This window comes from Streptomyces sp. NBC_01232, assembly GCF_035989885.1.
Taxonomy (GTDB): Bacteria; Actinomycetota; Actinomycetes; order Streptomycetales; family Streptomycetaceae; genus Streptomyces.
This window is the reverse complement of the sequence record NZ_CP108518.1, coordinates 6204989-6229389: the sequence shown is the minus strand read 5'-3', so window position 1 is coordinate 6229389 and position 24401 is coordinate 6204989. Positions and strand designations below refer to the sequence as shown.

The following is a 24401-nucleotide window of genomic DNA, read 5'->3' as shown; positions in this document are numbered from 1 at the left end:
GCTCGGGCGGCCGAGTCGGCTCGGGCGGCTGTTCCTGCGTCTCGTTCATGGCACCAGGTCTACCACTGCGACGCCCGGCAGGTCGCGGGCGGCGGCCGCCGTCCCCTCCCCCACCTCCGCCACCAGCCTGATGTGGCCACGGCCGCAGGACAGCCCGGCCAGGCGCAGCAGTTCGGCGCTCTGCCGCCGGTCGAGGCCCCGGTCGAAGCCGTCGGCCAGCACCGTCAGCGCCTGCCGCGCGGAGAGCAGTTCGGCGGCCGGGTCCATGGCCAGCACCCCCGGCCCGGTGAGCAGGACCAGCGCCAGGGCGAGGAAGCGGAGTTCGCCCGCGCCCAGCCGCGCGAGCTCGGTGGCGGGCCGGCCCGGGCCGCGGTCCAGTACCGCCGTGACGGGGCCGCCGCCGGCGGGAATCCGTACGTCCAGCCCCACGACGCTCCCCGCACAGCCGGTACGGGCCGCCTCCGCCAGCAGCGCGTGCCGGGTGCCGCATTCGCTGCGGGTCCGGCGCAGCACGTCGGCCAGGTTGGCGCAGTCCCCCAGCAGCCGGCCCTCGCCCGGCGGTACGGCCGTGCGCATGCGGCCGGGCCGGGGGTCGCACGGGAACACCGAGCGCAGGGCCACGACCACCTGCTCGGCGGCGGCCAGTACCTGGCGCTGGCCGGTCGTGGACCCGGCGACGCGGAGCGGAAGCAGCGCCGTGCCGAGCCGGTCGTCGGGCAGCGGGGCCCTGGTGACGCCGACGGCGCCGCCGGTCAGCCAGGCGGCCTGGACGGAGCGCCGGCCCGGGTCGCGCAGGGCGGTGGCGAGCAGGATCTGCCCGTCCTGCGAGAGGCGTTCACCGACGATCCGCAGCGTGGGCTCGGCCTGGACGGCGAGGTCGAGACGGACCGGGCCGGCCGGACCGTCGACGGTGCAGCCGAGGCGGAACCCGCGCCGGCGCTCGGCGTCGGGGACGGCCCGCTCGGGGATGCGGGCGCGCGGGTCGGGGAAGGCCTCTTCCAGGGTGGCTCCGGACCCCAGCGCGGCCATGGCCTCGTAAGCCTGAAGGGCCTGGGACTTTCCGCTGCCGCTCGGCCCGGCGAAGAGGGTGAGGGGGCCGAGCGGGAAGACCGCCGAGCGGTGCGGCCCGAAGGCGGAGAGCCTCAGTTCGGTGACCACGGGCCTCGGGTACCGCTGCGCGGGCTCGGCAGGACGGCCGGAACCGCCGGGGCGGGCCTGCGCCGGCACGACCGGGGCGTCGGCCTCCGCCGCCCCCGAGGCCCCCGCCGTCCCCGGGACCTCCGTCCCCGCCGAGGCCCCCGCCGCCTCCGGGACTTCCGCCGCCTGCGCGGGACGGCCACCCGCGGGCGCGGCCGAGGTCACGGGAGGCGGGGGCGGGCACGGGGCCGGGTGTACCGCGGTGCGCGGCTCACCGGCCCGCCCGGCCTCGTCGGGAACGGCAGGGGTGTCGGCTAACGCGACGGCGGCGGTGGCGGTGGTCCGCCCCGCCGTCGCGTCCAGGGTGGCGTCCATGCGCGGGACGGTACGGCCCGCCGGACCCCCCGTGGCTCCGGCGAACCGTTCCCTCGCGGAGACCTTCCTACGATCGGGGGACGGCCGCGGCCGCGATCCCCTCGACCTCGGTCCCCACCGGCGCGAGCAGGAAGACGTTCCGGTCCACCCGGTGCATCCCGCTGCCCAGTCCGAAGACGACGCCGCTGCTGAAGTCCAGGATCCGCTTGGCCACTTCGCTGTCCGCCCCGGTGAGGTCGAGCAGCACCGGGATCTGCGCGATCAGGTACTCGGCCACCTCGCGGGCGTCCGCGAAGATCTGGACTCTGATCACCACGAAGCGCCGCTGTTCCGCCGCCGAGGCTCCGGGTGCCTTGGGAATCGTGCGGTGGTCCACCCGGGAGGGCCATTCGTTGCGACTGCGCAGGGGGACCACCTGCGCGAGCCCCTCCCACTGTTCGTCGGTGACGTCGTACCTGCTCACCGGGCCGCCCCGGCCGTGCGCTTCATGTGCATCCCCCCATCCTCTCGCGTTTCACCCGTTCAGCCCAACAACGACACGAGCCATGACGGGTGCCCTCCAAGAGCCAGATAGGTTAGGTTAGGCATACCTAAGTCACTCGGACGATGGAGAGATCCGCATGCGCCTGTTCGGTGCCCCCGCCACCCCGGCCGACCGGCCCACCGATGCCGAGCGCATCCGGTCGATCCTCACCGCCGCCCACTCCATGACCGTGGTCACCGACGGCCTGCGGTCGGAGGTCCGCCACCTCGACGGCAGCGACCCGATGGGGCGGCTGCACCTGCACCCCGCCGAACCGGGTGGCGAGGGCGAGTACCGGCCCACCATCCGGCTGGAGTTCACCGACGTCGCCCCCACCCCCGTACGGCACCGGGTGCGCGCCCGCGTCACCGTGCTGGGCCGCCTGCTCACCCCGTACACCGACCTGGCCGACGACTCCGGCGTCAACTCCACCTGCATGGAATTCGACCGGGCCGTCCTGGAGACCGCGGACGGCCGCTCGCACGTCGGGCTCGACGAGCTGGACGCGGCCTGCCCCGACCCGCTGGCCCCGTATGAGGCGGGCATGCTCACGCACCTCCTCGACGACCACCACGACCTCGTCACCCTGCTGCTGCGCCTGGTCCGGCCGCTGCCGACCGCTTCCGTGGTCCGCGCGCTGCCCGTCGCCATGGACCGGTACGGGATCACCCTGCGGCTGGAGGAGCGGCGCGGCCACCGCGACGTGCGGCTGCCCTTCCCCTCGCCCCTGGACGACGTCGAACAGGCGGGGACGCAGATCCAGGCGCTCTTCAGCGCGGCCCGGCGCAGCTCGCACCGCAACACCCTGCCGGCCTGACGACGCGGCCGGCCCGGCGGCCGACGGCCGACGGCCGACGGCCGACGGCCCGGAATACGCGTTCGTGGCCCCGCGTTGGGGTCGATCATGAAGGCCATCACTTACAGCGCATACGGAACCCCCGCCTCCCTCACGCTCGTTGACGTGCCGCAGCCCAAGGTGGGCCCGGGCGAGGTGCTCGTCCGCGTCAGGGCCGCCGGGGTCAACCCGGTGGACTGGAAGCTCGCCGCCGGATACCTCGACCCGATCCTCGAGGTCCGCCACCCGGTCATACCCGGCTGGGACGTGGCCGGAGTCGTCGAAGCGGTCGGCGAGGACACCTTCGACTACGCCGTGGGCGACGAGGTGTACGGGTACGTCCGCAAGGAGTGGGTCGAGCTCGGCACGTACGCCGAGCTGGTGTCCGCCCCCGTCCGCACCCTCGCCCGCAAGCCCCGCGAGCTGAGCTTCGAGCAGGCCGCGGGCATCCCGCTGGCCGGCCTCACCGCCTATCAGTCGCTCGCCCGCGCGGGCCTCAAGGCCGGGGAGACGGTGGTCATCCACTCCGCGGCCGGCGGCACCGGGTCCTTCGGCGTGCAGATCGCGATCGCGCTCGGCCTGCGGGTCATCGGCACGGCGGGCGCGCACAACCACGACTACCTGCGCTCCCTCGGCGCCGAGCCGGTCCTGTACGGAGAGGGCATGGCCGACCGGATCCGCGCACTGGCGCCGGACGGCATCGACGCGGGCCTCGACTTCCATGGGGACGGAGCCGTCGACGTGCTGCAGTCCCTGGTCAAGCAGCGCGACCGGGTCGTGTCCATCGCCGACTACGAGGCCGCGGCCAAGGGCGCGCACCAGCTGTGGGTCCGGCCGGACACCGCCGACCTCACCTTCCTCGCCGAACTCGCGGACTCGGGCCGCCTCACGGTCAACGTCGAGAGCGTGCTGCCGCTCGCGGAGGCCGCGAAGGCCTGGGAGCTGAGCGCCGCGGGCCGCACCCGTGGCAAGATCGTCCTCACCGTCTGAGCCGCCGCGCGGCACACGTGCGCGCCGCCGGGGCCGGGTCCTGCGGCAGGGGGCGGCGGCGAACAGCGCGCCGTCGCCGGTGTCGGTGTTGGTGCCGAGGGCGCCGCTGAGGAGGGCGCGGATCCGGATGCGCATCCGCCGCATGTACCCGGGTCCCTGCAGGCCGCCCCGGAGCGGCTGCCCGTCGGGGCCGGTGGGGAACGGGTAACGCCCCCGCGCGGCCGGTTCGTTCATCCGGTCGTAGGTGGCGTCGAGGACCCGGGCCATCCAGCGGCGGTCCGCCGGTTATCCGCCGAGGCCCTCCCGGGAGGCCATGGCGGCCTCCCGGGCGGCGGGCTCGGGCGGGACGTACCAGACACCGGTGCCGCCCGCGGCCTTGGCGCCGCTCGTACCGCGGTAGCCCTTGTCGGCGAGGACGAACCGGGCTCCCGCCCCGGCGGCCCAGGTGGCGGCCGGTCCGCCGCCGACGACGAGGACGTCGGCGGCGTACTCGGTCATGCGCCTGCCCGTGTGTGCCGGTTGGCCGGCCGGCCGAGGCCGTAGTTCTCGCGCAGGGTGGCGCCGGTGTACTCGGTGCGGAAGAGCCCGCGCCGCTGCAGGATCGGCACGACGTGGTCGACGAAGGCGGTCAGGCCGGTGGGCAGGACCGGCGCCATGATGTTGAAGCCGTCGGCGGCCCCTTGCGTGAACCACTCCTGCAGCTGGTCGGCGATCTGCTCGGGGGTGCCGGCGAAGACGCGGTGGCCGCGGCCGGCGCCGAGGCGGGCGATCAGCGGGCGCAGGGTGAGGCCGTCGCGGCGGGCGAGCTCGGCGACGAGGGTGAAGCGGCTCTTGTTGCCGTTGATGTCCCGCTCCTCGGGCAGGTCCGGGAGCGGGCCGTCCAGCGGCAGGCCGGTGAGGTCCACGTTCAGCATCCCGGAAAGCTGGGCGAGCCCGTACTCCGGCACCTGGAGGTCGGTGAGCTGCTGCTCCAGGGCCTTCGCCTCGGCCTCGGTGGATCCGATGACGGGGGCGATGCCGGGCAGGACGAGCAGGTCGTTCTCGGTACGTCCGTACTTGGCCAGGCGGGACTTGAGGTCCTTGTAGAAGGTCTGGCCGTCGGCGAGGGTCTGCTGGGCCGTGAACACGGCCTCGGCGTACTGGGCGGCGAACTCCTTGCCGTCCTCGGAGGAACCGGCCTGCACGAGCAGCGGGTACCCCTGGGGGGAGCGCGGGACGTTGAGCGGGCCGGCGACGCCGAAGTGCTCGCCGCGGTGGGCGGCGGGGTGCAGCTTGTCGGTGTCGGCGTAGATGCCGCGCTCCTTGTCGAGGACGATCGCGTCGTCCTCCCAGCTGTCCCAGAGCTTGGTGGCAACGTCCAGGAACTCGCGGGCGCGTTCGTAGCGGAGGTGGTGCTCCAGGTGTTCGTCGCGGTTGAAGTTGCGGGCCTCGTCGACGGTGCCGGAGGTGACGATGTTCCAGCCGGCGCGGCCTGCGCTGATGTGGTCGAGGGAGGCGAACTTGCGTGCCAGGTTGTAGGGCTCGTTGAAGGTGGTGGAGACGGTGGCGATGAGCCCGATGTGCTCGGTGACGGCGGCGATGGCGGAGAGCAGCGTGAGCGGCTCGAATCCGCCGAGGGCGTTGTGGCGGGCCTTGCCCCACAGGGCGACCCCGTCGGCGAAGAAGATCGAGTCGAGCAGGCCGCGCTCGGCGGTGCGGGCCAGGTCCTGGAAGTAGCGCAGGTCGGTGATCCGCTCGGGCCGGCTGTCGGGGTGGCGCCAGGCGGCGTCGTGGTGACCGGCGTTCATCAGGAAGGCGTTGAGGTGGAGGGTGCGGTTCGCGGTCATGGCTGTTCCCTGTGTTCGGTGGCGTTGCGTGCGGTGGCGGGCCCGGACGGCGCGGGCGTCAGGCGCGGGCGTCAGGGGGGTGTCTCTATGTCTTTCGTCAAGGACGTGGTGTCGGGTATGGGACCGTTTGGGATGGTCATGCGGCGAGGGTGACGGCGGGGATTCTGGACTCGTAGAAGGTGCCGTCTCGGAGCATGGCGAACAGGACGCTGATGCGTTGGCGGGCGAGGCGGAGGAGAGCCTGGGTGTGGGTTTTCCCGCGGGCGCGTTGCCGGTCGTAGTAGGTGCGGGAGGCCGGGTCGGCGTTCATGCAGGCGAAGGCGGAGAGGAACATGGCGCGTTTGAGCTGCCGGTTTCCGCCTCGTGGTGCGTGTTCGCCGTGGATCGAGGTCCCGGACGACTTCGTCGTCGGGGCGAGACCGGAGTAGGAGGCGAGGTGGGCGGCGCTGGGAAAACTGGTGCCGTCGCCGACGGTGACCAGCAGGACGGCGGCGGTCCTGACTCCGACTCCCGGCATCGAGGTCAGGACCGGGTGAAGAGGGTGAGCCTCCAGCAGGCTGCTGATCTGGGCTTCCAGTGCCCGACGCTGGTCGTGAACCGCCGCGAGCGAGGCCGCCAGGGACGGGATCACGATGTCGAGGGTGCCGGTTCCCGGGACCACGACGGTCTGCTCGTCGAGAGCGTCGAAGACCTCGTCGATCAGCCGCGCGGCCATGCGTGGGGCCTTCGGGCGGATGAGTTCGACGAGTCTGCGGCGGCCGGCTTTGCGCAGAGCGGCCGGAGATCCGTGGCGCTCGAGGAGCCAGGTGACGGCCGGGTGGTCCAGCCGGGGCCCGAGAACGCGCTCCAGCGACGGGTGGAACTGGGTGAGCAGGCCGCGTATCCGGTTGCTGGTGCGGGTGGCTTCGGCGGCGAGGTCCTGGTCGAAGCCGGTCAGCACCGTGAGCTCGGCGGTGATCTCGTCCGTCAGCTCCAGCGACCGCAGGACGTGCGGCATGGTGCGGGCGGCGTCCGCGATCACCGCCGCGTCCTTCGCGTCGGTTTTTGCCTCTCCCGGATACAGGTCGGCGATCCGGCGCATGGCGAGTCCGGGCAGGTAGGCGACCTCGCAGCCCGCGTCGCGGGCGACGGTCAGCGGCAGAGCGCCGATCGATGCGGGCTGGTCCACGATCACCAGCACCGTGCCGAACTTCGCGATCAGCTTGTCGAAGACGGCCCGCAGTTTCGGTTCGCTGTTGGGCATCGGCTTGTCGAAGACTTTCTTGCCCGCCGGCGTCAGCCCGTGGCCGTGATGGGCGGTCTTGCCGACGTCCATACCCAGGAAGACGCCCACATCGCCGGTGTCTAACATCGCACCCCTCCTGGGTGGTTGACCTGGCCGGCCTCTGCGTTGGCACCGTGCTCGCGCATCCACGTTATGCAGACCTGCCGCCCACGCTTCTGCCCGGCATTGCGCCGGGCCGGGCGGTGGTCGGGTCTCTCATCAGCGTCTCCGACGGCACCCCACGGACCCGGCGACACCACCCCCCAGGTCATCCGTTCGACAGAGGGGACACAGTCATACCGGGCCCGGAGGCCAGCGGCCCCATTGCAGGACCGCGAAAAACATAACGGGGGACGTCAGGCGGGGACGCGCCAGGTGCTCAGACGGCGTTCGACGGTGACCAGCAGCTGGTTGAAGGCCACGCCGACGGCGGAGATGGTGATGATGCCCGCGTACATCTGCGGGATCGCGAAGTTGTACTGCGAGGCGTTGATCAGGTAGCCGAGGCCCGCCTTGGCGCCGATCATCTCGGCGGCCACCAGCACGAGGATGGAGACCGCTCCGGCCAGCCGGATGCCGGTGAAGATGGCCGGCACGGAGGACGGCAGGATCACCTTCTGGAAGAGCCGCGGGGTGGACAGGTCCATCGAGCGGGCCAGTCGGACCAGGGTGGGGTCGGCATTGCCCACCGCGCTGATGGTGTTCAGCAGGACCGGCCAGAGGCAGGCGTAGACGACGATCGAGACCTTCGAGGTCTCGCCGATGCCGAGCAGCAGCACGAAGACCGGGAGCAGGGCCAGCGCGGCGGTGTTGCGGAACACCTCCAGCAGCGGGCCGAGGAACGCGGCCACCGGCCGGTACCAGCCGATGAGCAGGCCGAGCGGGACCGCGACGACGACGGCGATGCCGAAGCCGCCGAAGGAGCGGGCGAGGCTGGCCCGGGTGTGCTGGCCGAGCTGGCCGTTGCCCAGGAGGTCCCACCAGGCCGTGGCGACCTCGCTGACCGGCGGCAGGAAGGTGGCGTCGACCAGGCCGAGGCGGGGCGCGGTCTCCCAGAGGGCGAGCAGGGCGACGAGGGCCGCCGACCGCAGGGCGGCGGCGCGCAGCCACCGGCCCAGGGTCCGGGCCGGGCGGCGGGCCGGCCGCCCTGCGGGCCGCGGGGCCGGGCCGTCGGAGCCGCGTACGGGATCGGCGGGATCCGCCGTGCCGGTCTCCGGGGCGGACGGGGCCTGGGCCGGAGGCGGAGTCGGGGCCGGGGTCGGGGCCGGGGTCACCGGCGCCCCCGCGGAGCCACGTACCTCCTCGGCAGGCCTTGCGGGGGCGTCGGTGGCGGGCGTGGTGATGTTCGTGGTCATACGGTGGCCTCTTCCTTCTCCAGTTGCTGGGCGCGGGCCACCTCGTCGTGGAGCAGGGTCCAGATCTCGTGGCGATACCGGGCGAACTCGGGGCTGGAACGCAGGTCCTCGCCCAGGAAACCGGCGCCGCGGGCGCCGAAGGAGACCGGGACGATCTCCTTGACACGGCCCGGACGGGAGGTCATGACGGCCACCTTCTGGCCGAGGTAGACCGCCTCCTCGATGCCGTGCGTGATGAAGACGACGGTCTTGCCGGTGCGCTGCCAGATGCGCCGCAGCTCGTCCTGGAGGGACTCGCGGGTCTGCGCGTCGAGCGCGGCGAACGGCTCGTCCATCAGCAGCACGTCCGGGTCGTAGGCCAGCGAGCGGGCGATGGCCACGCGCTGGCGCATGCCGCCGGACAGTTCGTGCGGGTGCCGGTCCTCGAAGCCGGTGAGGCCGACCAGGTCCAGGAACTCCCGGGCCCTCGAACTGCGCTCGCGGCGCGGGACGCCGGTCGCCTCCAGGCCGAACTCCACGTTGCCGAGCGCCGTGCGCCACGGCAGCAGCGCGTACTGCTGGAAGACGATGCCCCGGTCCAGGCCGGGCCCGGTGATCGGCTTTCCGTCGAGCAGGATCCGCCCGGACGTCGGCCGGGTCAGCCCGCCGAGCAGGTCCAGGAGGGTGGACTTGCCGCAGCCGCTGGGGCCCACGACCACCACGAACTCCCCCGCCTCGATCTCCAGGTCGATGCCGTCGAGTGCGGTGAACTGCTCCTTGCTCTTCCTGTCCTTGGTCGGGAAGGTCTTGGTCACTTCCTCGAACACGATCTTCGCCATGGCGGATCAGCCCTTCCCGAAGCCGTTGAACTCGTTCGTGTAGAGGTCGGCGGGCTTCAGCTGTCCCGGCTTGATGTCGCCGCGCTCGCCGAGCCAGTCCAGCCAGAGCTGGAACTCCTTGTCCTCGATCCGGCCGCCCGTCTCGGCGACCCCGTACGAGCGCCAGTACTGGAGGGTCGAGGCGTCCTCGTTGCGGCCGCGCTTCTTGACGATCTCGGTCTGCCGGGCGATGACCTCCTCGCGCGGGGTGGTGCGGGCCCACTCGATGGCCTTGGCCACGCCGGTCACGAAGGTCCGTGCGGTGTCCGGGTTCTGCTTGATGAAGCGCTCGGTCATGATGTAGGAGCCGGCGCTGAACTTGCCGAGCAGGTCGAAGTCGCTGAACAGCGGCCTGATCCCGCCGGCCGCCACGGCCTTGTCGCGCAGGATGCCGCCCAGCACGCCCACGTCGATCTGCTTCTGGCGCAGCACCTGGTCGGTGTTGACGGGCGGCACCACGAGCGACTCGACCTTCGAGGAGTCGGCCTTGGCGAGGCCGTTGCGGCTCAGGTAGATGTCGAGGACGGCCTGGGAGTGCGCACCCAGGGTGTTCATGCCGACCTTCTTGCCGAGGAGGTCGCGGGCGGAGCGGATCGGGCTGTCCTCCAGGACGTAGTAGCCGCTGTACGAGTGCTCGTCGACGCCGTAGTAGGAGATGACGGCCTTGATGGGGGCCTTGCTGGAGGCGAGTTTGACGATCGCGCCGTTGAAGGCGCCGCCGAAGTGGGTCTGGCCGGTGGCGGCGGACTGGATGTCCTGCGGGCCGCTGATGGTGTTGCCGACCCACTCCAGCTTGAGGTCCTCCAAGTAACCGAGGTCGGCCGCGAGTTCGGGCAACGTGACGGCACCGACCGAACCCTGGTACTTCAGGGTCTTGATCTGGGCGCCGGAACCGCTGCTGCCCGCGGTGGCCGTGCCGCAGCTCACCGCGGCCGCCGAGATGCCGAGCAGGGCGAGGAACTGGCGTCGGGAGGTGGTGGTCGAGGTGAAGGCTGCGGGCATGACGGTTCCTTGTCGGTACGGGTACGGGCCTGCGTGGTGGCGGTGTTACGGGGTTGCGGTGAGGGCGGCGGTGGGCGTCGAACGCAGGGCGGCGGAGAACTCGTCGACGGCCTGGTAGAGGTCCAGTTCGGCCTCGGGCCGCAGCCGGTCGGGGCCGGATCCGCGCTCGACGGAGGAGTCCAGGACGAACCGGCCGGCGGTGACGTGCCGGGCGCCGAGGGCGGCGAGCACGGGGCGCAGGGCGTAGTCGATGGTCAGGACGTGGGCGAGGCTGCCACCGGTGGCGAGCGGCAGGACCGTCTTGCCGTCGAGGCCGTCCTGCGGGAGCAGGTCGAGGAAGGCCTTGAGCAGTCCGGTGTACGAGGCCTTGTAGACCGGGGTCGCGATGACCAGGCCGTCGGCCTCGGCGACGGCCTCGAGCGCCCGGCGGATCCCGGGCTCGCCGCGGCGGGCGGCGAGGAGGTCGGCGGCGGGGAGGTCGCGCACGGAGAGATGGGCGGTCTCGAAGCCGGAGTGGGCCAGGCGGCGCAGCACGTGGTCGGCGACGACGGCGGTGCGGGAGTGGGCGGAGGGGCTGCCGGTGATGGCGAGCAGGCTGGGCACGGGGGCTCCTTGGGATTCGTACGGGGAGCGGGGGGATCAGGCGGTGGTGGAGGCTCCGGAAGCGATGCCGAAGGCCGGGTCCGGGACGGCCTCCGGGCTGATCAGCCGGGAGGGCTCGCCGTCGGGGCCGACCGGGACGTCGCCGTCGACGGTGACGCGGCGCAGGGTGCGCTCGTGGTCGTCGGAGTCGTCCACGCCGTAGTGCTGGGTGGCGCGGTTGTCCCAGATCGCGACGTCGCCGGCCCGCCACTGCCAGCGGACGGTGTTCTCGGGGCTCTCGATGTGCGACTGGAAGAGGTCCTGGAGGGCGCGGGAGTCGCGGCCGGTGAGGCCGTTGATCCGCTGGACGAAGTTGCCGAGGAGCAGGGTGCGCTCGCCGGTCTCGGGGTGGACGCGGACCAGCGGGTGCTCGGTGAGGAACTTGGTGGAGGTGAACACCTCGCGGTACTGGGCCAGGGCCTCGGGGAGCGCGTCGGGCTTCAGGGCGGCGTAGTCGTACTCGTTGGAGTGGACGGCGCGCAGGCTGTCGGCGAGGGCGCGGAGCGGCTCGGGGAGGTTGCTGTAGGCGGTGGCCGTGTTGGCCCAGAGGGTGTTGCCGCCGTACGGGGGGACGGTGACGGCGCGGAGGATGGAGAAGGCGGGGTAGGCGGGGACGAAGGTGACGTCGGTGTGCCACTGGTTGGCGCGGGCGCCGTGGTGGGAGTCGACGCCGAGGGCGTAGCGGCCGTCGGCGGACGGGACGGTGGGGTGCGCGACGGGCGCACCGAGCCGCTGGGCGAAGGCTTCGTGCGAGGCCTCGTCGAGGTGGTCCTGGCCGCGGAAGAAGACGACCTTGTGGGCGAGGAGGGCGGCCCGGATCTCGGCGACGGTGCCGTCGGGCAGCTCGCCGCCGAGCCGTACGCCGCCGATCTCGGCGCCGATGCGGCCGCCGATCCTGGTGACGGTAGTGGTGGCGGCGGTGGTTGTGGCAGTGGCCATGAGGACTCCCTGGGTCGGGGCGCTGAGTTATTTCCGCAGCGGAAGAAATGGCGTGACGGAGCAGCAGGGCGCGGCGCTGCGCCGAGCGGTACGGGTGCGGTGACGAGTGCGAGTACGGGTGCGGGTGCGGGTGCGGTGACGAGTACGGGTGCACGGTCGTGCGGGGACGAGGCGGTACGCAGCCGGCCGCCCGAGGCCGCGGAGGCCCTCGGGCGACCCGGCCCCGCCCGGAACCACGGACGGCGAAGACGTGCCGCCCCGGCAGGTGACCGCCCGGACGGGGCCCGGGCGGTCACCTGTCCGGTGGTGCACCACCCCTGGGGGTGCACCACCGGACGGGAGCGGGTCGGGCGGGCGCGAGCCGGGTCCGGGGGACCGTCCTGGACCGGGTGGACCGGTCAGGCGGGGCGCCGGATCGGCGCGGTCAGGCGCGGCCGGGGGCCGGACAGCGGCCCGGACACGCGCCCGGCTCGGTACAGAGGCCGGTGGTGTGGAGCCGCGGGGCGAGGAATGCGTTCGCGGACATGTCCCGGAGCGTGTCAGCGGCCCCGGCGGCGGTCAACCCCCGCCCGCGGCCGCCGAACGCACCCCTCGCCGGCCTCCGAGTCCACCCCGCACACCGCCCACGACCTGCACTTTCCCCCGCGCGCCGACCCGCGCCCCGGCCCGCCCCGGCGGCCGAAAAGCGTGGCTGGATTTCATGGCCCCGCAATGCGGCCGCCACGCGTTCGCCGGGATCCGCCCCCGCCACCCGGTCGCGGGCCCGGGACGTGAAGCTCCCGCCCGGCCGGCGGGGCCCGGCACGCGCGCTCGCCGCGTCGGCGCGTCCCGCGCGGGTACGACCCGCCGCCGCTCTCGTGCGGCCACGCCCCCATGGCTCGCCCTGCCGATCGGGCCGGACCGCGGGGCGTGCCCGAAACTCCCGCCCGATCGGCGCGGCCCGGCACGCGCGCTCGCCGCGGTGTCGCCTCGCGCGGGTACGACCGGCGCCGCCCCTGCGCCTGCACACCCCCCGGCCCGACCTACCGACCGACAGACCGGGCGGCCCTGGAGCGACCCCGACCGGGCCGTCCCCGCCGGATCCCGCCGGGCGACGTACCGCACCGGACGCCCCGGGCTCATCCGGCAGGATCCGGAAGAGACGGCCCGGGACGGCCGGGACACCCCCCTGACCCCCGCAGGGGAACCGGCATGATCGGGGGCACGCCCCCTGCCCCCCGAGGAGACCGCGTGACGCATATGGCCGGTGACAGCCGGACCGCCGCCAATGCCGCCACCGTGCTGCGGACGGTGCTCGACCACGGACCGGTCGCCCGCAGCGGCATCGCCCCGCTGTGCGGGCTGAGTCCCGCCGCCGTGTCCCGGCAGACCACCGGCCTGGTCCGCCGCGGGCTGCTGCGCGAGCTGCCCGGGCCCGGCGGTGGGGTGGGGCGGCCGCGGATCCCGCTGGACCTGCACACCGGGGCCGTCGGCGGGCCGGTCGCCGCCGGGCTGCACATCGGGGTGCCGCACTCGACCTTCAGCCTCGTCGACCTGCGGGGGCAGCTGCTCGCCCGCCGCGCCTTCCCGCACGAGGGGCTGCCCACGGCCGACCTCTCCCCCGTGATCGCCTCCGGACTCCGCCGCTTCCTCGACGAGTTCACCGCCGGGCGGCCGCTCCTGGGTGTCGGCGCGGCCCTGGGCGGCTGGATCAATCCCGACGAGGGGATCGTCGTACGGCACCCAGCCCTCGGCTGGAGCCGCAAGCCGCTCGCCGCCGAACTGTCGGCCGCGCTCGGGCTGCCGGTGTGGATCGACAACCACGCGCGGGCCGTCGCGCGGGCAGAGATCCTCTTCGGCCGGCCCGAGGCCCGCCGGAGCCTGGTGCACCTGTTCATCGGCCGGGTCGTCGACGCCGCCTTCGGGATCGAGGGGACCGTGCACCAGGGTCCGGGCTCGGCCGCGGGCGACGTGGCCCATCTGCCGGTGCCGCGCTCCCGGGCCGCGTGCGCGTGCGGACGTACGGGCTGCCTGGAGGCGACCGCGTCCGACACCGCGCTCGGCGCCGAGGCCGTGCGCCGGGGCATCGTCCCGGACCCTTCGGTCAACCTGCTGGTGGACGCGGCCGCCACCGGCGACCCGCGCGCCGACCGGCTGCTGCGCGAGCGCGCCCGAGCGGTCGGCCGCGCGGCGGCTCTTCTGTTGGATGTCTTCAATCCGGCGGTCATGGTCGTGACCGAGCTGGCGAGCGTCCTGGACGAGGGATATCTGGAGGAGGTCCGGGCCGCCGCGATGGAGCTCTCGCACGTCTGCGACGACCCCGGGCGGATCGTGGTACCGCACGCGGGACCTGCCGTCCTCCCGGAGGCCGCGGCAACCGTGCTGCTCAGCCGGGTGTTCCAGGATCCATTCGGCATGGCCCGAGAGGGGGAGATCACACCCATCGGTATGGTGCCACCTGAGCGCGCTCCCCTACATTCGAGCCATGACGGTCCTGCCTGACGACGGGCTCTCCCTGGCCGCCGAGTTCCCTGACGCGACGCATGAGCAGTGGCAGCGCCTTGTAGAAGGCGTACTGCGCAAGTCGGGCAAGGAAGTCTCCGGCGAGGCCGCAGAAGACGCGTTGTCCACCCCAATCGAGGACGGGCTCATCACGCGCCCGCTCTACACCGCGCCGCCCGACGGGTCGGCTCCCGATATCGGTCTGCCCGGCTTCGCCCCGTTCGTCCGCGGAGGCAGGCCGGAAGGCACCACCGCGAACGGCTGGGACGTGCGCCAGCGCCTCGCCGGAACCGATCCGGCGCGCCTGAACGAGGCGGCCCTCGCCGACCTCGAGAACGGCGTCACCTCCCTGTGGCTCACCGTCGGCAGCGGCGGGCTCCCGGTCGAGGGCCTCGCCCGGGCGCTGGACGGGGTCTATCTGGACCTCGCCCCCATCGCCCTGGACGCCGGAGCCCAATACGCCGAAGCCGCCCGCGCGTTGCTGCGCCTCTACACCGAGAGCGCGGTGGCCCCCGAGGCCGCTCGGGCCTCGCTGGGCGCCGACCCCCTGGGCCACGAGGCACGCACCGGTGAGGTCCTGGACCCGGCCGGCGCCGTGGAACTGGCCCTGGGAATCTCCGCCGGCTGGCCCGGGGTGCGCGCCCTGACCGTCGACGCACTGCCCTACCACGAGGCCGGCGGCAGCGCCGCCGAGGAGCTGGGCCTGTCCCTGGCCACCGGTGTCGCCTACCTCCGCGCGCTCACCGAAGCGGGCCTCGGCACCGAAGCGGCGCTCGGACAGCTGGAGTTCCGCTACGCCGCCACCGCGGACCAGTTCCTCACCATCGCCAAGCTGCGCGCCGCGCGCCGGCTGTGGTCCCGTATCGCCGAGGCCTCGGGGGCCCCGGAGGCGGGTGCCCAGCTCCAGCACGCGGTGACCTCGCCGGTGATGATGACCCGCCGCGACCCCTGGGTGAACATGCTGCGCACCACCGTGGCCTGCATGGCCGCGGGTGTGGGCGGCGCCGACTCGGTGACGGTGCTCCCCTTCGACAGCGAGCTGGGCCTGCCGGACGCCTTCGCGCGCCGGATCTCCCGCAACACCTCCACCATCCTGCTGGAGGAGTCGCACCTGGCCCGGGTGATCGACCCGGCCGGCGGCTCGTACTACGTCGAGCGCCTCACCGACGAACTCGCCCACGCCGCCTGGGGGTTCTTCCAGACCCTGGAGAAGGCCGGCGGTCAGGCCGCCGCCCTGCGCTCCGGGCTGGTGGCCGAGCGGCTCGCCGCCACCTGGGCCGCTCGGTCCAAGAAGCTGGCGAAGCGGCGCGAGCCGATCACGGGCGTCAGCGAGTTCCCGCTGCTCTTGGAGAAGCCGGTCGTCCGCGAGCCCGCGCCCGCCGGTCCCACCGGCGGCCTGCCGCGCGTACGGCGCGACGAGGCGTACGAGGCCCTGCGCGCCCGCAGCGACGCGCATCTGGCGGCGACCGGCGCCCGGCCGAGGATCTTCCTCGCCGCGCTGGGCCCGGCGGCGGCGCACACCGCGCGCGCCACCTTCGCCTCGAACCTGTTCCAGGCGGGCGGCATCGAACCGGTGCACGATCCGGTGTCGGTCGATCCGGCGACGGCCGCCGAGGCCTACGCCGCGAGCGGCGCCGACGGCATGGCCGTGCTCTGCTCCAGCGACGCGCTGTACGAGGACCAGGCCGCGGCGGTGGCCGAGGCCCTGCGCGCGGCGGGCGCCACGACCGTCTTCCTCGCCGGCCGGCCGGGCACCGCAGAGGCTTCCGTGGACGAGTACGTCTTCGCCGGCTGTGACGCCGTCGCCGTGCTCTCCTCCGTACTCGACCGGATGGGAGTGCCGTCTTGAGCATCCCCGATTTCTCCGAGCTGGCGCTCGACCCGACCGCCCCCTCCGGCGTGACCGAGGAGCAGTGGCGCTCGTCGGTGAAGGAGTCCACCGGCACCGCGGCCGCCGACCTGCTGTGGGAGACGCCCGAGGGCATCGGCGTCAAGCCGCTCTACACCGGGCGGGACCTGGAGGGCCTGGACTTCCTGCGGACGTACCCGGGCGTGGCCCCGTACCTGCGCGGCCCGTACCCGACGATGTACGTGAACCAGCCCTGGACGATCCGGCAGTACGCCGGTTTCTCCACGGCCGAGGAGTCGAACGCCTTCTACCGGCGCAATCTGGCGTCGGGCCAGAAGGGCCTGTCGGTGGCCTTCGACCTGCCCACCCACCGCGGCTACGACAGCGACCACCCGCGGGTGACGGGCGATGTCGGCATGGCGGGCGTGGCGATCGACTCGATCTACGACATGCGGCAGCTGTTCGACGGGATCCCGCTGGACAAGATGTCGGTGTCGATGACGATGAACGGCGCGGTGCTGCCGGTCCTCGCGCTCTACATCGTGGCGGCGGAGGAGCAGGGCGTCTCCCCCGACAAGCTCGCCGGGACCATCCAGAACGACATCCTCAAGGAGTTCATGGTCCGCAACACCTACATCTACCCGCCGAAGCCCTCGATGCGGATCATCTCGGACATCTTCGCGTTCACCTCGCAGAAGATGCCCCGGTACAACTCGATCTCCATCTCCGGCTACCACATCCAGGAGGCCGGGGCCACGGCCGACCTGGAGCTGGCCTACACCCTGGCCGACGGCGTGGAGTACCTGCGGGCCGGTCAGGCCGTCGGGCTGGACGTGGACGCGTTCGCACCGCGCCTGTCGTTCTTCTGGGCGATCGGCATGAACTTCTTCATGGAGGTCGCGAAGCTGCGCGCGGCCCGCCTGCTGTGGGCGCGCCTGGTCAAGCAGTTCGACCCGAAGAACGCCAAGTCGCTGTCGCTGCGCACGCATTCGCAGACCTCGGGCTGGTCCCTGACGGCGCAGGACGTCTTCAACAACGTGACGCGCACCTGCATCGAGGCGATGGCCGCGACCCAGGGCCACACCCAGTCGCTGCACACCAACGCCCTCGACGAGGCCCTCGCACTGCCGACGGACTTCTCGGCTCGCATCGCCCGCAACACCCAGCTGCTGCTGCAGCAGGAGTCGGGGACCTGCCGGTCCATCGACCCGTGGGGCGGCAGCGCGTACGTCGAGAAGCTGACGTACGACCTGGCGCGCCGGGCCTGGCAGCACATCGAGGAGGTCGAGGCGGCCGGCGGCATGGCGCAGGCCATCGACGCGGGCATCCCGAAACTGCGCGTGGAGGAGGCCGCGGCCCGTACGCAGGCGCGGATCGACTCGGGCCGCCAGCCGGTGATCGGCGTCAACAAGTACCGCGTGGAGAACGACGAGGCGATCGACGTCCTGAAGGTCGACAACTCCTCGGTGCGCTCGCAGCAGATCGCCAAGCTGCGGCGGCTGCGCGAGGAGCGCGACGAGGCGGTCACCCAGGACACCCTGCGGGCGCTGACGAACGCCGCCGAGCGCGGTGACGGCAACCTGCTGGCCCTGGCGGTGGACGCGGCGCGCGCCAAGGCGACCGTGGGTGAGATCTCGGACGCACTGGAGAAGGTGTACGGGCGGCACGCGAGCCAGATCCGTACGATCTCGGGTGTGTACCGCACCGAAGCAGGCGAGTCCCCGTCCGTGGAGCGCACCCGTGCGCTCGTCGACCGGTTCGAGGAGGCGGAGGGACGGCGTCCGCGCATCCTGGTCGCCAAGATGGGCCAGGACGGGCACGACCGCGGCCAGAAGGTGATCGCGACCGCCTTCGCCGACCTGGGCTTCGACGTGGACGTCGGCCCGCTGTTCCAGACCCCGGCGGAGGTGGCCCGTCAGGCCGTCGAGGCAGACGTCCACGTGGTGGGCGTGTCGTCGCTGGCGGCCGGCCACCTGACCCTCGTACCGGCGCTGCGCGAGCAGCTGGCGGAGGAGGGCCGCGAGGACATCATGATCGTCGTGGGTGGGGTGATCCCGCCCGCCGATGTCCCGACGCTGCTGGAGATGGGCGCGACGGCGGTCTTCCCGCCGGGCACGGTGATCCCGGACGCGGCCCACGACCTGGTGACGCGGCTGGCCGCGGACCTGGGCCACGAGCTGTAGGCGGCCGCCGGTGCCGAAGATCGACATCGAGGCCTACGCGAAGGGGGTACTCGACGGGAAGCGCGCGTTCGTCGCGCGGGCGATCACGCTCGTCGAGTCCACCCTGCCCGCTCACCGGGTGCTGGCGCAGGGGCTGTTGGCGGAGCTGCTGCCGCACGCGGGCCGGGCCAGGCGGATCGGCATCAGCGGGGTGCCGGGGGTGGGCAAGTCCACCTTCATCGACGCCTTCGGCACGATGCTGACGGGGCTCGGCCACCGGGTGGCCGTCCTCGCGGTGGACCCCTCGTCGAAGCGCACGGGCGGCTCCATCCTGGGTGACAAGACCCGGATGGAGCGGCTGTCGGTGGATCCGGCGGCGTTCGTGCGCCCGTCCCCCTCGGCGGGCACGCTGGGCGGGGTCGCCAAGGCCACCCGCGAGTCGATGATCGTGATGGAGGCGGCGGGCTACGACGTGGTCCTCGTCGAGACCGTCGGCGTGGGCCAGTCGGAGACCACGGTGGCGGGGATGGTCGACTCCTTCCTGCTGCTCTCCCTGGCCCGTACGGGCGACCAGCTGCAGGGCATCAAGAAGGGCGTCCTGGAACTGGCCGACGTCCTGGCGGTGAACAAGGCGGACGGCCCGCACGAGCGCGACGCGAAGGCCGCGGCCCGTGAACTGTCGGGCGCGCTGCGCCTGATGCACCCGGTGGACGCGGCCTGGACGCCGCCGGTGCTGACGTGCAGCGCGCGGGAGTCGGCCGGGCTGGACGAGGTGTGGAGCCGCCTGGAACAGCACCGGACCCTGCTGGAGGCGGGGGGCCGGCTGACGGCGAAGCGGGCGGCGCAGCAGGTGGAGTGGACCTGGTCGATGGTCCGCGACGAACTGCTGGAACGCCTGCGGGCGGACCCGGCGGTACGGGAGCTGGCGCCGGATCTGGAGTCCGCGGTCCGGGCGGGCACGGTGACACCGACGTCGGCGGCGGACCGCATCCTGTCGGCGTTCGGGAACGCAGGAAGCTGAGGACGGACCGGCGCCCGACGCGGGCGCCGGTCCCTCACAGACAGATCAGTTCCACGGCCGGCCGCAGCAGCTCGGCATTGCGGATGCGCTCTCTGCCGACGGAGACGGCGACGTACTGCAGCTGGGACAGCCCGGCCAGTGGCGCGACGTCGATGTCTCCCTCTGCGGGGAAGTCCCCCATGAACGTGCACTCGTTCAGCCGCGGGAAGGCTGCGGCCAATCGCGAGATCGCCGCCTGTACGGTCCTGTCCCCTCCGCCCGCGAGGAGGGCCAGACTGGTGACGCCCGGCAGCACCGCGTCCGCCGGCAGCGCTTCGAGCGACAGGGCGAACACCTTGAGGTGGAAGAGGGCCGGCAGGTCGCCGATCTCCCGCCATTCGGCCGCCGAGGCCGGGCTGGACAGCTCGTCGAGCATCAGCTCCCTCAGCTCGGACTGCGCACCGAGACCGTCGAGCCCGTGCGCGGAAGTCGCGAAGCCACCCACCGCCAGCTGACGCAGCGGAGCACCGGCCGGCAGGGTCCGCGCGGACCAGGTCATGCCCCCGGTTCCCTCGACGCTGAGTGATTCCAGCCGCCCCAGGTCCGCGACCGGACTCAGATCGATGTCCGGCCGGTGCGTCGTGATGCTCAGCCGCCGGATCGGCAGGCCGCCGATCGCGGAGAGGTCGATCAGGTCCGGGCAGCGGTTGATGTCGAGGACTTCCAGGGCGGACTGCTGCCTCAGGAAGCCCAGATCGGTCACGGCGTCGTGCGCGAGCGCGACTTCCGTGAGCCTTTTCCGGTCGAAGTACCCGGCCAGGGCTTCCAGGGACACCTCGGTCCTGATGTCCAGCCGGTCCGGCCGGAGTTGGAGACGTTCCAGTTGGTGCAGCTGTTCGTCCGAGCGGATGGAGTAACGCAGGTCCGAGGGGTCCAGCCGTGCGATCACCTCATCGGCATAGTCCGCGCAGTCGAAGCGCGACCAGGCCCAAAGGAGCTGGGACCGGACCGGGAGCAAGGGGTGCCTGGCGAACTGCGTGAGGAAGGACAGAGCGGCGTCCGACTTCACGTGCGAGGCGGCGATCACCACATGGTAGGCATCGCGGTCGCCGAGGCCTTCGGGTCCCGGGAGCAGGCCCAGGATCAGGGGGCCGACCTCCGCGAGGGCGCGCGCCTCCTGCTCGTTCGACGGTGGAATGAGCATGGAGGTGCAGATTTCCACGGCCGTGCGGATCGCGGGATCCAGTGTGGTGGCGTGCTCCAGACAGGCGGCGGCGAGCAGGTAGATCCGGGACTGTGCGCGCTTGCCGGAGGAGCGGTCTCCCCGGTCGAGCAGGTCGCGGATCAGCGCCCCGCGCTCCCCCGGCCGGGCGAGGGCGACCGCCATCCGGATGACGTCCTCCCACTGGTCGTCGTCGGCATGGGCGATGAGAAGCCCGAAGTCGCCCTCCTCCACCGCGGCCCGCGCGCCGAGGAAGTCCTGGAAGGTGCGGTGGACGAAGACCACCGTGCCGGGAGCCGGTTCCCGCAGCAGCCCGCTGCGCTCGAGGAAGTGCTCGAAGACCACGGGCGCATCACCCAGGGCGGCTGCCTCGGGGACCATGGGCAGCGCGCGGGCGATGATGTCCTCGGCGCGGGACCGGTCCATCTCGGTGCGGCCGTTCTTGATCAGCCAGTACGCGAGGCGTTGCAGCAGGTCGAGCTGCGGCTCCTCCCGCAGATCCGGGACCTTCATGTCCCGCTCCCGGTCGCGGCGGATCAGCAGCATGGAGAGGGCCGCCTCGTAGAGGTCCTTGCGGCCGTGCGGCAGGTAGCCGCGCCGGTCCCGGTGCAGGGCGCAGATCAGTGCGCACATCAGCGGGTTGGTGGCCAGCCTCCCGAGGTCGGGCTTGATCCGTACGGCGGTGAGCAGCTGCGCCTCGTACGCACTCAGCTGTGCGTCCCGGTCCCCGTCGTCGTCGCCTGCGGCGCCGTGCCACCGCTTGATGAAGGTGGCGACCTCCACCGGCCCCATGGCGGACAGGGTCAGCTCGGTGAAGGCCTCCTCGGCGAGCCAGTGCGCTCCCACGGCGGAGGGCCGTGAGGTGACGAGCCAGCGGTTGTCGCCGCCGTAGGCGTCCATCAGGTCCCGCAGCCAGCGGCGGGCCCGTTCCCGTTCGGCGTCGGGAATCTCGTCGATGCCGTCGACGAGGACCAGGCCGCGGCCCGCCGCGAGGACGCGGTGCGCCCAGCCGTGGGGCTGCTCGGCCCCGAGCGGACAGCCGGAGGAGGACAGGAAGTCCGCGGGGGCGGGCAGCCGTTCACCATGGCGGGTCAGCGTACGCAGGGGCAGGACGAAGGGGATGCGGTCGTAGAGGTAGTCCATCTGCGGGGTGAGGTCCTGACGGGCGGCCGTGACGGCCAGCCACTGCACCAGCGTGGACTTTCCGGACCCGGCTTCGCCCCGGAGCAGCACCCGGGGGCTCTCCGCGAGAGCCTGGTCGGCGGGCTTCGGCGCGAACCTCCGGGCGAACCTCCGCACCCATTCGCCCACCTGCTCCTGGTCCGCCGGTCGCAGTCCCATGAGCCCGGTCGCCGACGTGTGGGCCCGTGTGCCGGGGGCCGCTGCGGGCCCCGGGTCCCGCGTGGTGCGGTGCGCGAGGGATGCCGCTGCGACGACGTCGGTGACCGCGTCCGGTTCGCGCGCTTCCCGGTCGGGCGGGGGCGGTGGGCCGTTCACCGGCCGGCGGAACGCGAGCGGCGTCGCCTCCAGACTCAGGTACGCCGCGTCCAGCGGCCAGCGCGTCGGGGAGTTGATGAGGTCGATGCCGTAGATGGTCAGCTGGCCGTGCTTCTTCTCCACGTACGGGAGGTACAGCTGCTCGAACGCGGCGTCCTGCCCGCCGGGCAGCGGGGCGCGGCGGATCAGTTCGTCGACCTTGGCCGTCAGTTCGGCGATCCCGCGGGTCTGCTGGACCAGGGCGTGGGCCACGAACGTCGAGCGCTGCGTGAAGAACTGCAGGATGTGGAGGCAGGCGGCGTCGACGAGTCGCTCGTAGAAGTACGTGGCGTCGGCGCTCAGCTCCCGTTCGGGATGGCCGGCGGCTGCGCGCAGCGCCCCGGCGAAGGCCGCCGAGCCGAGCCGGACGGCGTCCAGGTCGGTCATCTTCAGTTCGCCGAGGCCCCGCAGGGTCTGCGCGAGGGCATCGGTGACCGCCTGCCGCTCGTCCGCCGCGATCGGACGCTCGCCGCCGGTCCGCAAGGCCTGCGTGACCAGCTTGGCGGCCAGCGTCCGCAGATCGGCTTCCGTGAGCGAGCGCTTCTCGCCCTTGAAGGACACATGACCCGAGATGCGGATCGGCTTGTCGACGAGGCCGGCTCCGCCGCCCTCCGTGACGAACAGCTTCTTGACGAGGGGTCCGACGGCCGTCGAGGCCAGCCGGATACCGATGTTCACGGGATCCATGCAACCCCCCGCAGCGTAGCGACCGTTGGCCCGGAGCCTAACGGTCGCCGACGCCGCCCCGGAGGGTTATGCCCCGACGAGTACCGAGCCGTCCGCGCCCAGCGCCTCGCGCAGGATGCGGGCCTGCTCCACCTTGTTGTCCGTGGCGAGCAGCGCGGAAAGGACAGCGATACGGGCCTGGCCGGCGCGCAGCGTGCCGGTCGGGACGGCTCCGGCGGCGACGAGGTCCACCGCGCCGCCGTGCGTGTAGATCTCGGTGACCGGTCCGGCCATGACGCGGGTGCTCAGGGCGACCAGCACTCCGCGTGCGACGGCGGCCCGGACGGCGTCCACGATCTCCGGGGTGGCGTTGCCCGCGCCGGTCCCGACGAGGACGATGCCGCGGGCGCCGGCCTCGACGGCGGCGTTCAGCAGGACCGGGTCGCCGTCGGCGTGGTGCACCACCACGTCCACGCGCGGCGGGATCTCCGGCATGGCAGGCAGCGGGAGCGGCGCCGGGCGCTGCGGCGTGCGCAGGATGGTGACCTTGCCGAAGCCGATCTTCCCGAAGAGCTCCTTCGAGGGGTCGGCGAACGCGTCCAGTTCCACGGCCTGGGTCTTCACGGTGCCGCGTGCGGCGTGCACCCGTCCGGCGAAGGCGATGAGCACGCCGAGCCCGCGCGTGCTCGCGGCGGTGAGCAGGGCGTCGTAGAGGTTCCCCGGGCCGTCGCCGTCGGCGGTTCCCATGGGGCGCTGCGATCCGGTGAAGACCACGGAGCGCGGGTCGTGGTGGTGGAGGTCGAGGAGGAAGGCCGACTCCTCCAGGGTGTCGGTGCCGTGCGTGACGACGATGCCGTCGACGCCGGGGTCGGCGAGTACTTCGTGCACGGTGCGCAGCAGGGTGAGCTGGTGCGCGGTGGTGAGCCGCGGGCTGTTCACGCTGAACAGGTCGACCAGTTCGACGGTGATGCCCTCGGGGAGGGGCGCGGTCGCGATCACCTCGTTGCCGTCGGCCTCCGCCGCGAAGCCGGAACCCTGCCAGCGGCTGGCTATCGTCCCGCCGGTGCTGATGACGACGATCCGTCCCATTGGCCGTGGCCACCCTTCACTCGTGTCACTCATACGTCACTCGTACATATGTGCTTAAAGCAGCAATGATAGAGCGATCCATGCGCAATGTGATTGCGTTTTCCGCCAGGCCCGTTCACACTCGCCGGGTGATAATTGCGCCATGGACGCCATCGACAGAGATATCTTGCGCGAGCTCCAGGCAGACGGCCGCCTGAGCAACCAGGAACTCGCCCAGCGCGTGGGACTCACCCCCTCCCCCTGTATGCGCCGGGTGCGGCAGCTGGAGCAGGACGGGGTGATCCAGGGCTACCGCGCGGTGATCTCACCCGAGGCGGTGGACCGCGGGTTCGAGGTGCTCGTATCGGTCGAGGTGCGCCGCGACCGGGAGGCGGTCGAGGCCTTCGAGGCGGCCCTCCAGGACATCCCCGACGTCATCGAGGCCTACCGCCTCTTCGGCAGCCCCGGCTGCCTGCTGCGCATCGCCGTCGCGGACCTGCGCGCGTACGAGCGCCTGTGGATCGAGAAACTGACGGCCCTCACCGGCATCACCGAGGTCAACTCGCAGATCATCATGAAGCGCATCAAGGAACCGAACGGCCTGCCCGTCGGCCCCTGATCGGCATACGTGCACCGTTGGCCCACGCTGCCGGGATCAGGCCCGGCGGGATC

The 24401-nt window shown here is 72.7% G+C and carries 19 protein-coding genes; 7 read left to right on the top strand and 12 right to left on the bottom strand.

Annotated features, from left to right (window positions below):
- Positions 1-45: 45 nt before the first annotated feature.
- Positions 46-1227, bottom strand: a complete 1182-nt coding sequence (locus tag OG444_RS28830; RefSeq protein WP_442810783.1) for an AAA family ATPase — start codon at positions 1225-1227, stop codon at positions 46-48.
- 352 nt (positions 1228-1579) lie between these two features.
- Positions 1580-1975, bottom strand: coding sequence for a cell division protein SepF (locus OG444_RS28825; RefSeq protein WP_189739116.1), 396 nt, complete (start codon positions 1973-1975; stop codon positions 1580-1582).
- Positions 1976-2132: 157 nt separating this feature from the next.
- Here OG444_RS28825 and OG444_RS28820 point away from each other — a divergent pair, with 157 nt between their 5' ends.
- Positions 2133-2852 carry a DUF2470 domain-containing protein gene (locus OG444_RS28820; protein ID WP_327264910.1) on the top strand — a complete coding sequence of 240 codons (720 nt, stop codon included), beginning with the start codon at positions 2133-2135 and terminating at the stop codon, positions 2850-2852.
- 87 nt (positions 2853-2939) lie between these two features.
- Positions 2940-3860: an NADP-dependent oxidoreductase gene (locus OG444_RS28815; RefSeq protein ID WP_327264909.1), complete on the top strand. Its 921-nt coding sequence runs from the start codon at positions 2940-2942 to the stop codon at positions 3858-3860.
- Between the two features lie 285 nt (positions 3861-4145).
- Here the strand turns inward: OG444_RS28815 and OG444_RS28810 are convergent, their stop codons facing one another.
- The 8 genes from OG444_RS28810 to OG444_RS28775 form a co-directional block, all read right to left on the bottom strand.
- The gene (locus OG444_RS28810) at positions 4146-4358 is read right to left on the bottom strand and encodes a hypothetical protein (RefSeq protein WP_327264908.1); all 213 of its coding nucleotides are present in this window, start codon (positions 4356-4358) and stop codon (positions 4146-4148) included.
- Positions 4355-5686: an LLM class flavin-dependent oxidoreductase gene (locus OG444_RS28805; RefSeq protein ID WP_327264907.1), complete on the bottom strand. Its 1332-nt coding sequence runs from the start codon at positions 5684-5686 to the stop codon at positions 4355-4357. The genes OG444_RS28810 and OG444_RS28805 overlap by 4 nt, the downstream gene beginning before the upstream one ends.
- A gap of 136 nt (positions 5687-5822) precedes the next feature.
- The gene (locus OG444_RS28800; protein ID WP_327263586.1) at positions 5823-7037 is read right to left on the bottom strand and encodes an IS110 family transposase; all 1215 of its coding nucleotides are present in this window, start codon (positions 7035-7037) and stop codon (positions 5823-5825) included.
- A 269-nt stretch (positions 7038-7306) separates the two neighbouring features.
- Positions 7307-8305 carry an ABC transporter permease gene (locus OG444_RS28795; protein WP_327264906.1) on the bottom strand — a complete coding sequence of 333 codons (999 nt, stop codon included), beginning with the start codon at positions 8303-8305 and terminating at the stop codon, positions 7307-7309.
- Positions 8302-9123: an ABC transporter ATP-binding protein gene (locus tag OG444_RS28790; protein WP_327264905.1), complete on the bottom strand. Its 822-nt coding sequence runs from the start codon at positions 9121-9123 to the stop codon at positions 8302-8304. Before OG444_RS28790 ends, OG444_RS28795 begins: the two co-directional genes overlap by 4 nt.
- 6 nt (positions 9124-9129) lie before the next feature.
- Positions 9130-10164: an ABC transporter substrate-binding protein gene (locus OG444_RS28785; protein ID WP_327264904.1), complete on the bottom strand. Its 1035-nt coding sequence runs from the start codon at positions 10162-10164 to the stop codon at positions 9130-9132.
- Positions 10165-10209: 45 nt separating this feature from the next.
- The gene (gene ssuE, locus OG444_RS28780) at positions 10210-10767 is read right to left on the bottom strand and encodes an NADPH-dependent FMN reductase (RefSeq protein WP_327264903.1); all 558 of its coding nucleotides are present in this window, start codon (positions 10765-10767) and stop codon (positions 10210-10212) included.
- Between the two features lie 36 nt (positions 10768-10803).
- Positions 10804-11745 carry a TauD/TfdA dioxygenase family protein gene (locus tag OG444_RS28775; RefSeq protein ID WP_327264902.1) on the bottom strand — a complete coding sequence of 314 codons (942 nt, stop codon included), beginning with the start codon at positions 11743-11745 and terminating at the stop codon, positions 10804-10806.
- Between the two features lie 1239 nt (positions 11746-12984).
- Between OG444_RS28775 and OG444_RS28770 the strand changes: the two genes are divergently transcribed.
- Genes OG444_RS28770 through meaB form a run of 4 tightly spaced genes read left to right on the top strand, consistent with a single transcriptional unit; the run spans position 12985 to position 19258 of the window.
- Positions 12985-14226, top strand: a complete 1242-nt coding sequence (locus OG444_RS28770; RefSeq protein ID WP_327266963.1) for an ROK family transcriptional regulator — start codon at positions 12985-12987, stop codon at positions 14224-14226.
- Positions 14210-16075, top strand: coding sequence for a methylmalonyl-CoA mutase family protein (locus tag OG444_RS28765; protein ID WP_327264901.1), 1866 nt, complete (start codon positions 14210-14212; stop codon positions 16073-16075). Before OG444_RS28770 ends, OG444_RS28765 begins: the two co-directional genes overlap by 17 nt.
- Positions 16072-18258, top strand: coding sequence for a methylmalonyl-CoA mutase (gene scpA, locus OG444_RS28760; RefSeq protein ID WP_327264900.1), 2187 nt, complete (start codon positions 16072-16074; stop codon positions 18256-18258). Before OG444_RS28765 ends, scpA begins: the two co-directional genes overlap by 4 nt.
- A 10-nt stretch (positions 18259-18268) precedes the next feature.
- Positions 18269-19258: a methylmalonyl Co-A mutase-associated GTPase MeaB gene (meaB, locus tag OG444_RS28755; RefSeq protein WP_327264899.1), complete on the top strand. Its 990-nt coding sequence runs from the start codon at positions 18269-18271 to the stop codon at positions 19256-19258.
- Between the two features lie 34 nt (positions 19259-19292).
- Here meaB and OG444_RS28750 read toward each other — a convergent pair whose 3' ends face one another.
- Positions 19293-22682, bottom strand: coding sequence for an NACHT domain-containing protein (locus OG444_RS28750; RefSeq protein ID WP_327264898.1), 3390 nt, complete (start codon positions 22680-22682; stop codon positions 19293-19295).
- A 66-nt stretch (positions 22683-22748) separates the two neighbouring features.
- Entirely contained in the window at positions 22749-23750 is a 1002-nt protein-coding gene (locus OG444_RS28745; protein WP_327264897.1) for an asparaginase, read from the bottom strand.
- Between the two features lie 142 nt (positions 23751-23892).
- Here OG444_RS28745 and OG444_RS28740 point away from each other — a divergent pair, with 142 nt between their 5' ends.
- On the top strand, positions 23893-24348 hold the full coding sequence (locus tag OG444_RS28740; protein ID WP_109778110.1) for an Lrp/AsnC family transcriptional regulator: 456 nt from the start codon (positions 23893-23895) through the stop codon (positions 24346-24348).
- Positions 24349-24401: the final 53 nt, after the last annotated feature.

Bases quoted from the DNA above. Each gene is read 5' to 3' on its own strand.
- OG444_RS28820 (WP_327264910.1), top strand. From the start codon at position 2,133: ATGCGCCTGTTCGGTGCCCCCGCCACCCCGGCCGACCGGCCCACCGAT.
- OG444_RS28815 (WP_327264909.1), top strand. From the start codon at position 2,940: ATGAAGGCCATCACTTACAGCGCATACGGAACCCCCGCCTCCCTCACG.
- OG444_RS28810 (WP_327264908.1), bottom strand. From the start codon at position 4,358: ATGACCGAGTACGCCGCCGACGTCCTCGTCGTCGGCGGCGGACCGGCC.
- OG444_RS28805 (WP_327264907.1), bottom strand. From the start codon at position 5,686: ATGACCGCGAACCGCACCCTCCACCTCAACGCCTTCCTGATGAACGCC.
- OG444_RS28800 (WP_327263586.1), bottom strand. From the start codon at position 7,037: ATGTTAGACACCGGCGATGTGGGCGTCTTCCTGGGTATGGACGTCGGC.
- OG444_RS28795 (WP_327264906.1), bottom strand. From the start codon at position 8,305: ATGACCACGAACATCACCACGCCCGCCACCGACGCCCCCGCAAGGCCT.
- OG444_RS28790 (WP_327264905.1), bottom strand. From the start codon at position 9,123: ATGGCGAAGATCGTGTTCGAGGAAGTGACCAAGACCTTCCCGACCAAG.
- OG444_RS28785 (WP_327264904.1), bottom strand. From the start codon at position 10,164: ATGCCCGCAGCCTTCACCTCGACCACCACCTCCCGACGCCAGTTCCTC.
- OG444_RS28775 (WP_327264902.1), bottom strand. From the start codon at position 11,745: ATGGCCACTGCCACAACCACCGCCGCCACCACTACCGTCACCAGGATC.
- OG444_RS28770 (WP_327266963.1), top strand. From the start codon at position 12,985: ATGGCCGGTGACAGCCGGACCGCCGCCAATGCCGCCACCGTGCTGCGG.
- OG444_RS28765 (WP_327264901.1), top strand. From the start codon at position 14,210: ATGACGGTCCTGCCTGACGACGGGCTCTCCCTGGCCGCCGAGTTCCCT.
- OG444_RS28750 (WP_327264898.1), bottom strand. From the start codon at position 22,682: ATGGATCCCGTGAACATCGGTATCCGGCTGGCCTCGACGGCCGTCGGA.
- OG444_RS28745 (WP_327264897.1), bottom strand. From the start codon at position 23,750: ATGGGACGGATCGTCGTCATCAGCACCGGCGGGACGATAGCCAGCCGC.
- OG444_RS28740 (WP_109778110.1), top strand. From the start codon at position 23,893: ATGGACGCCATCGACAGAGATATCTTGCGCGAGCTCCAGGCAGACGGC.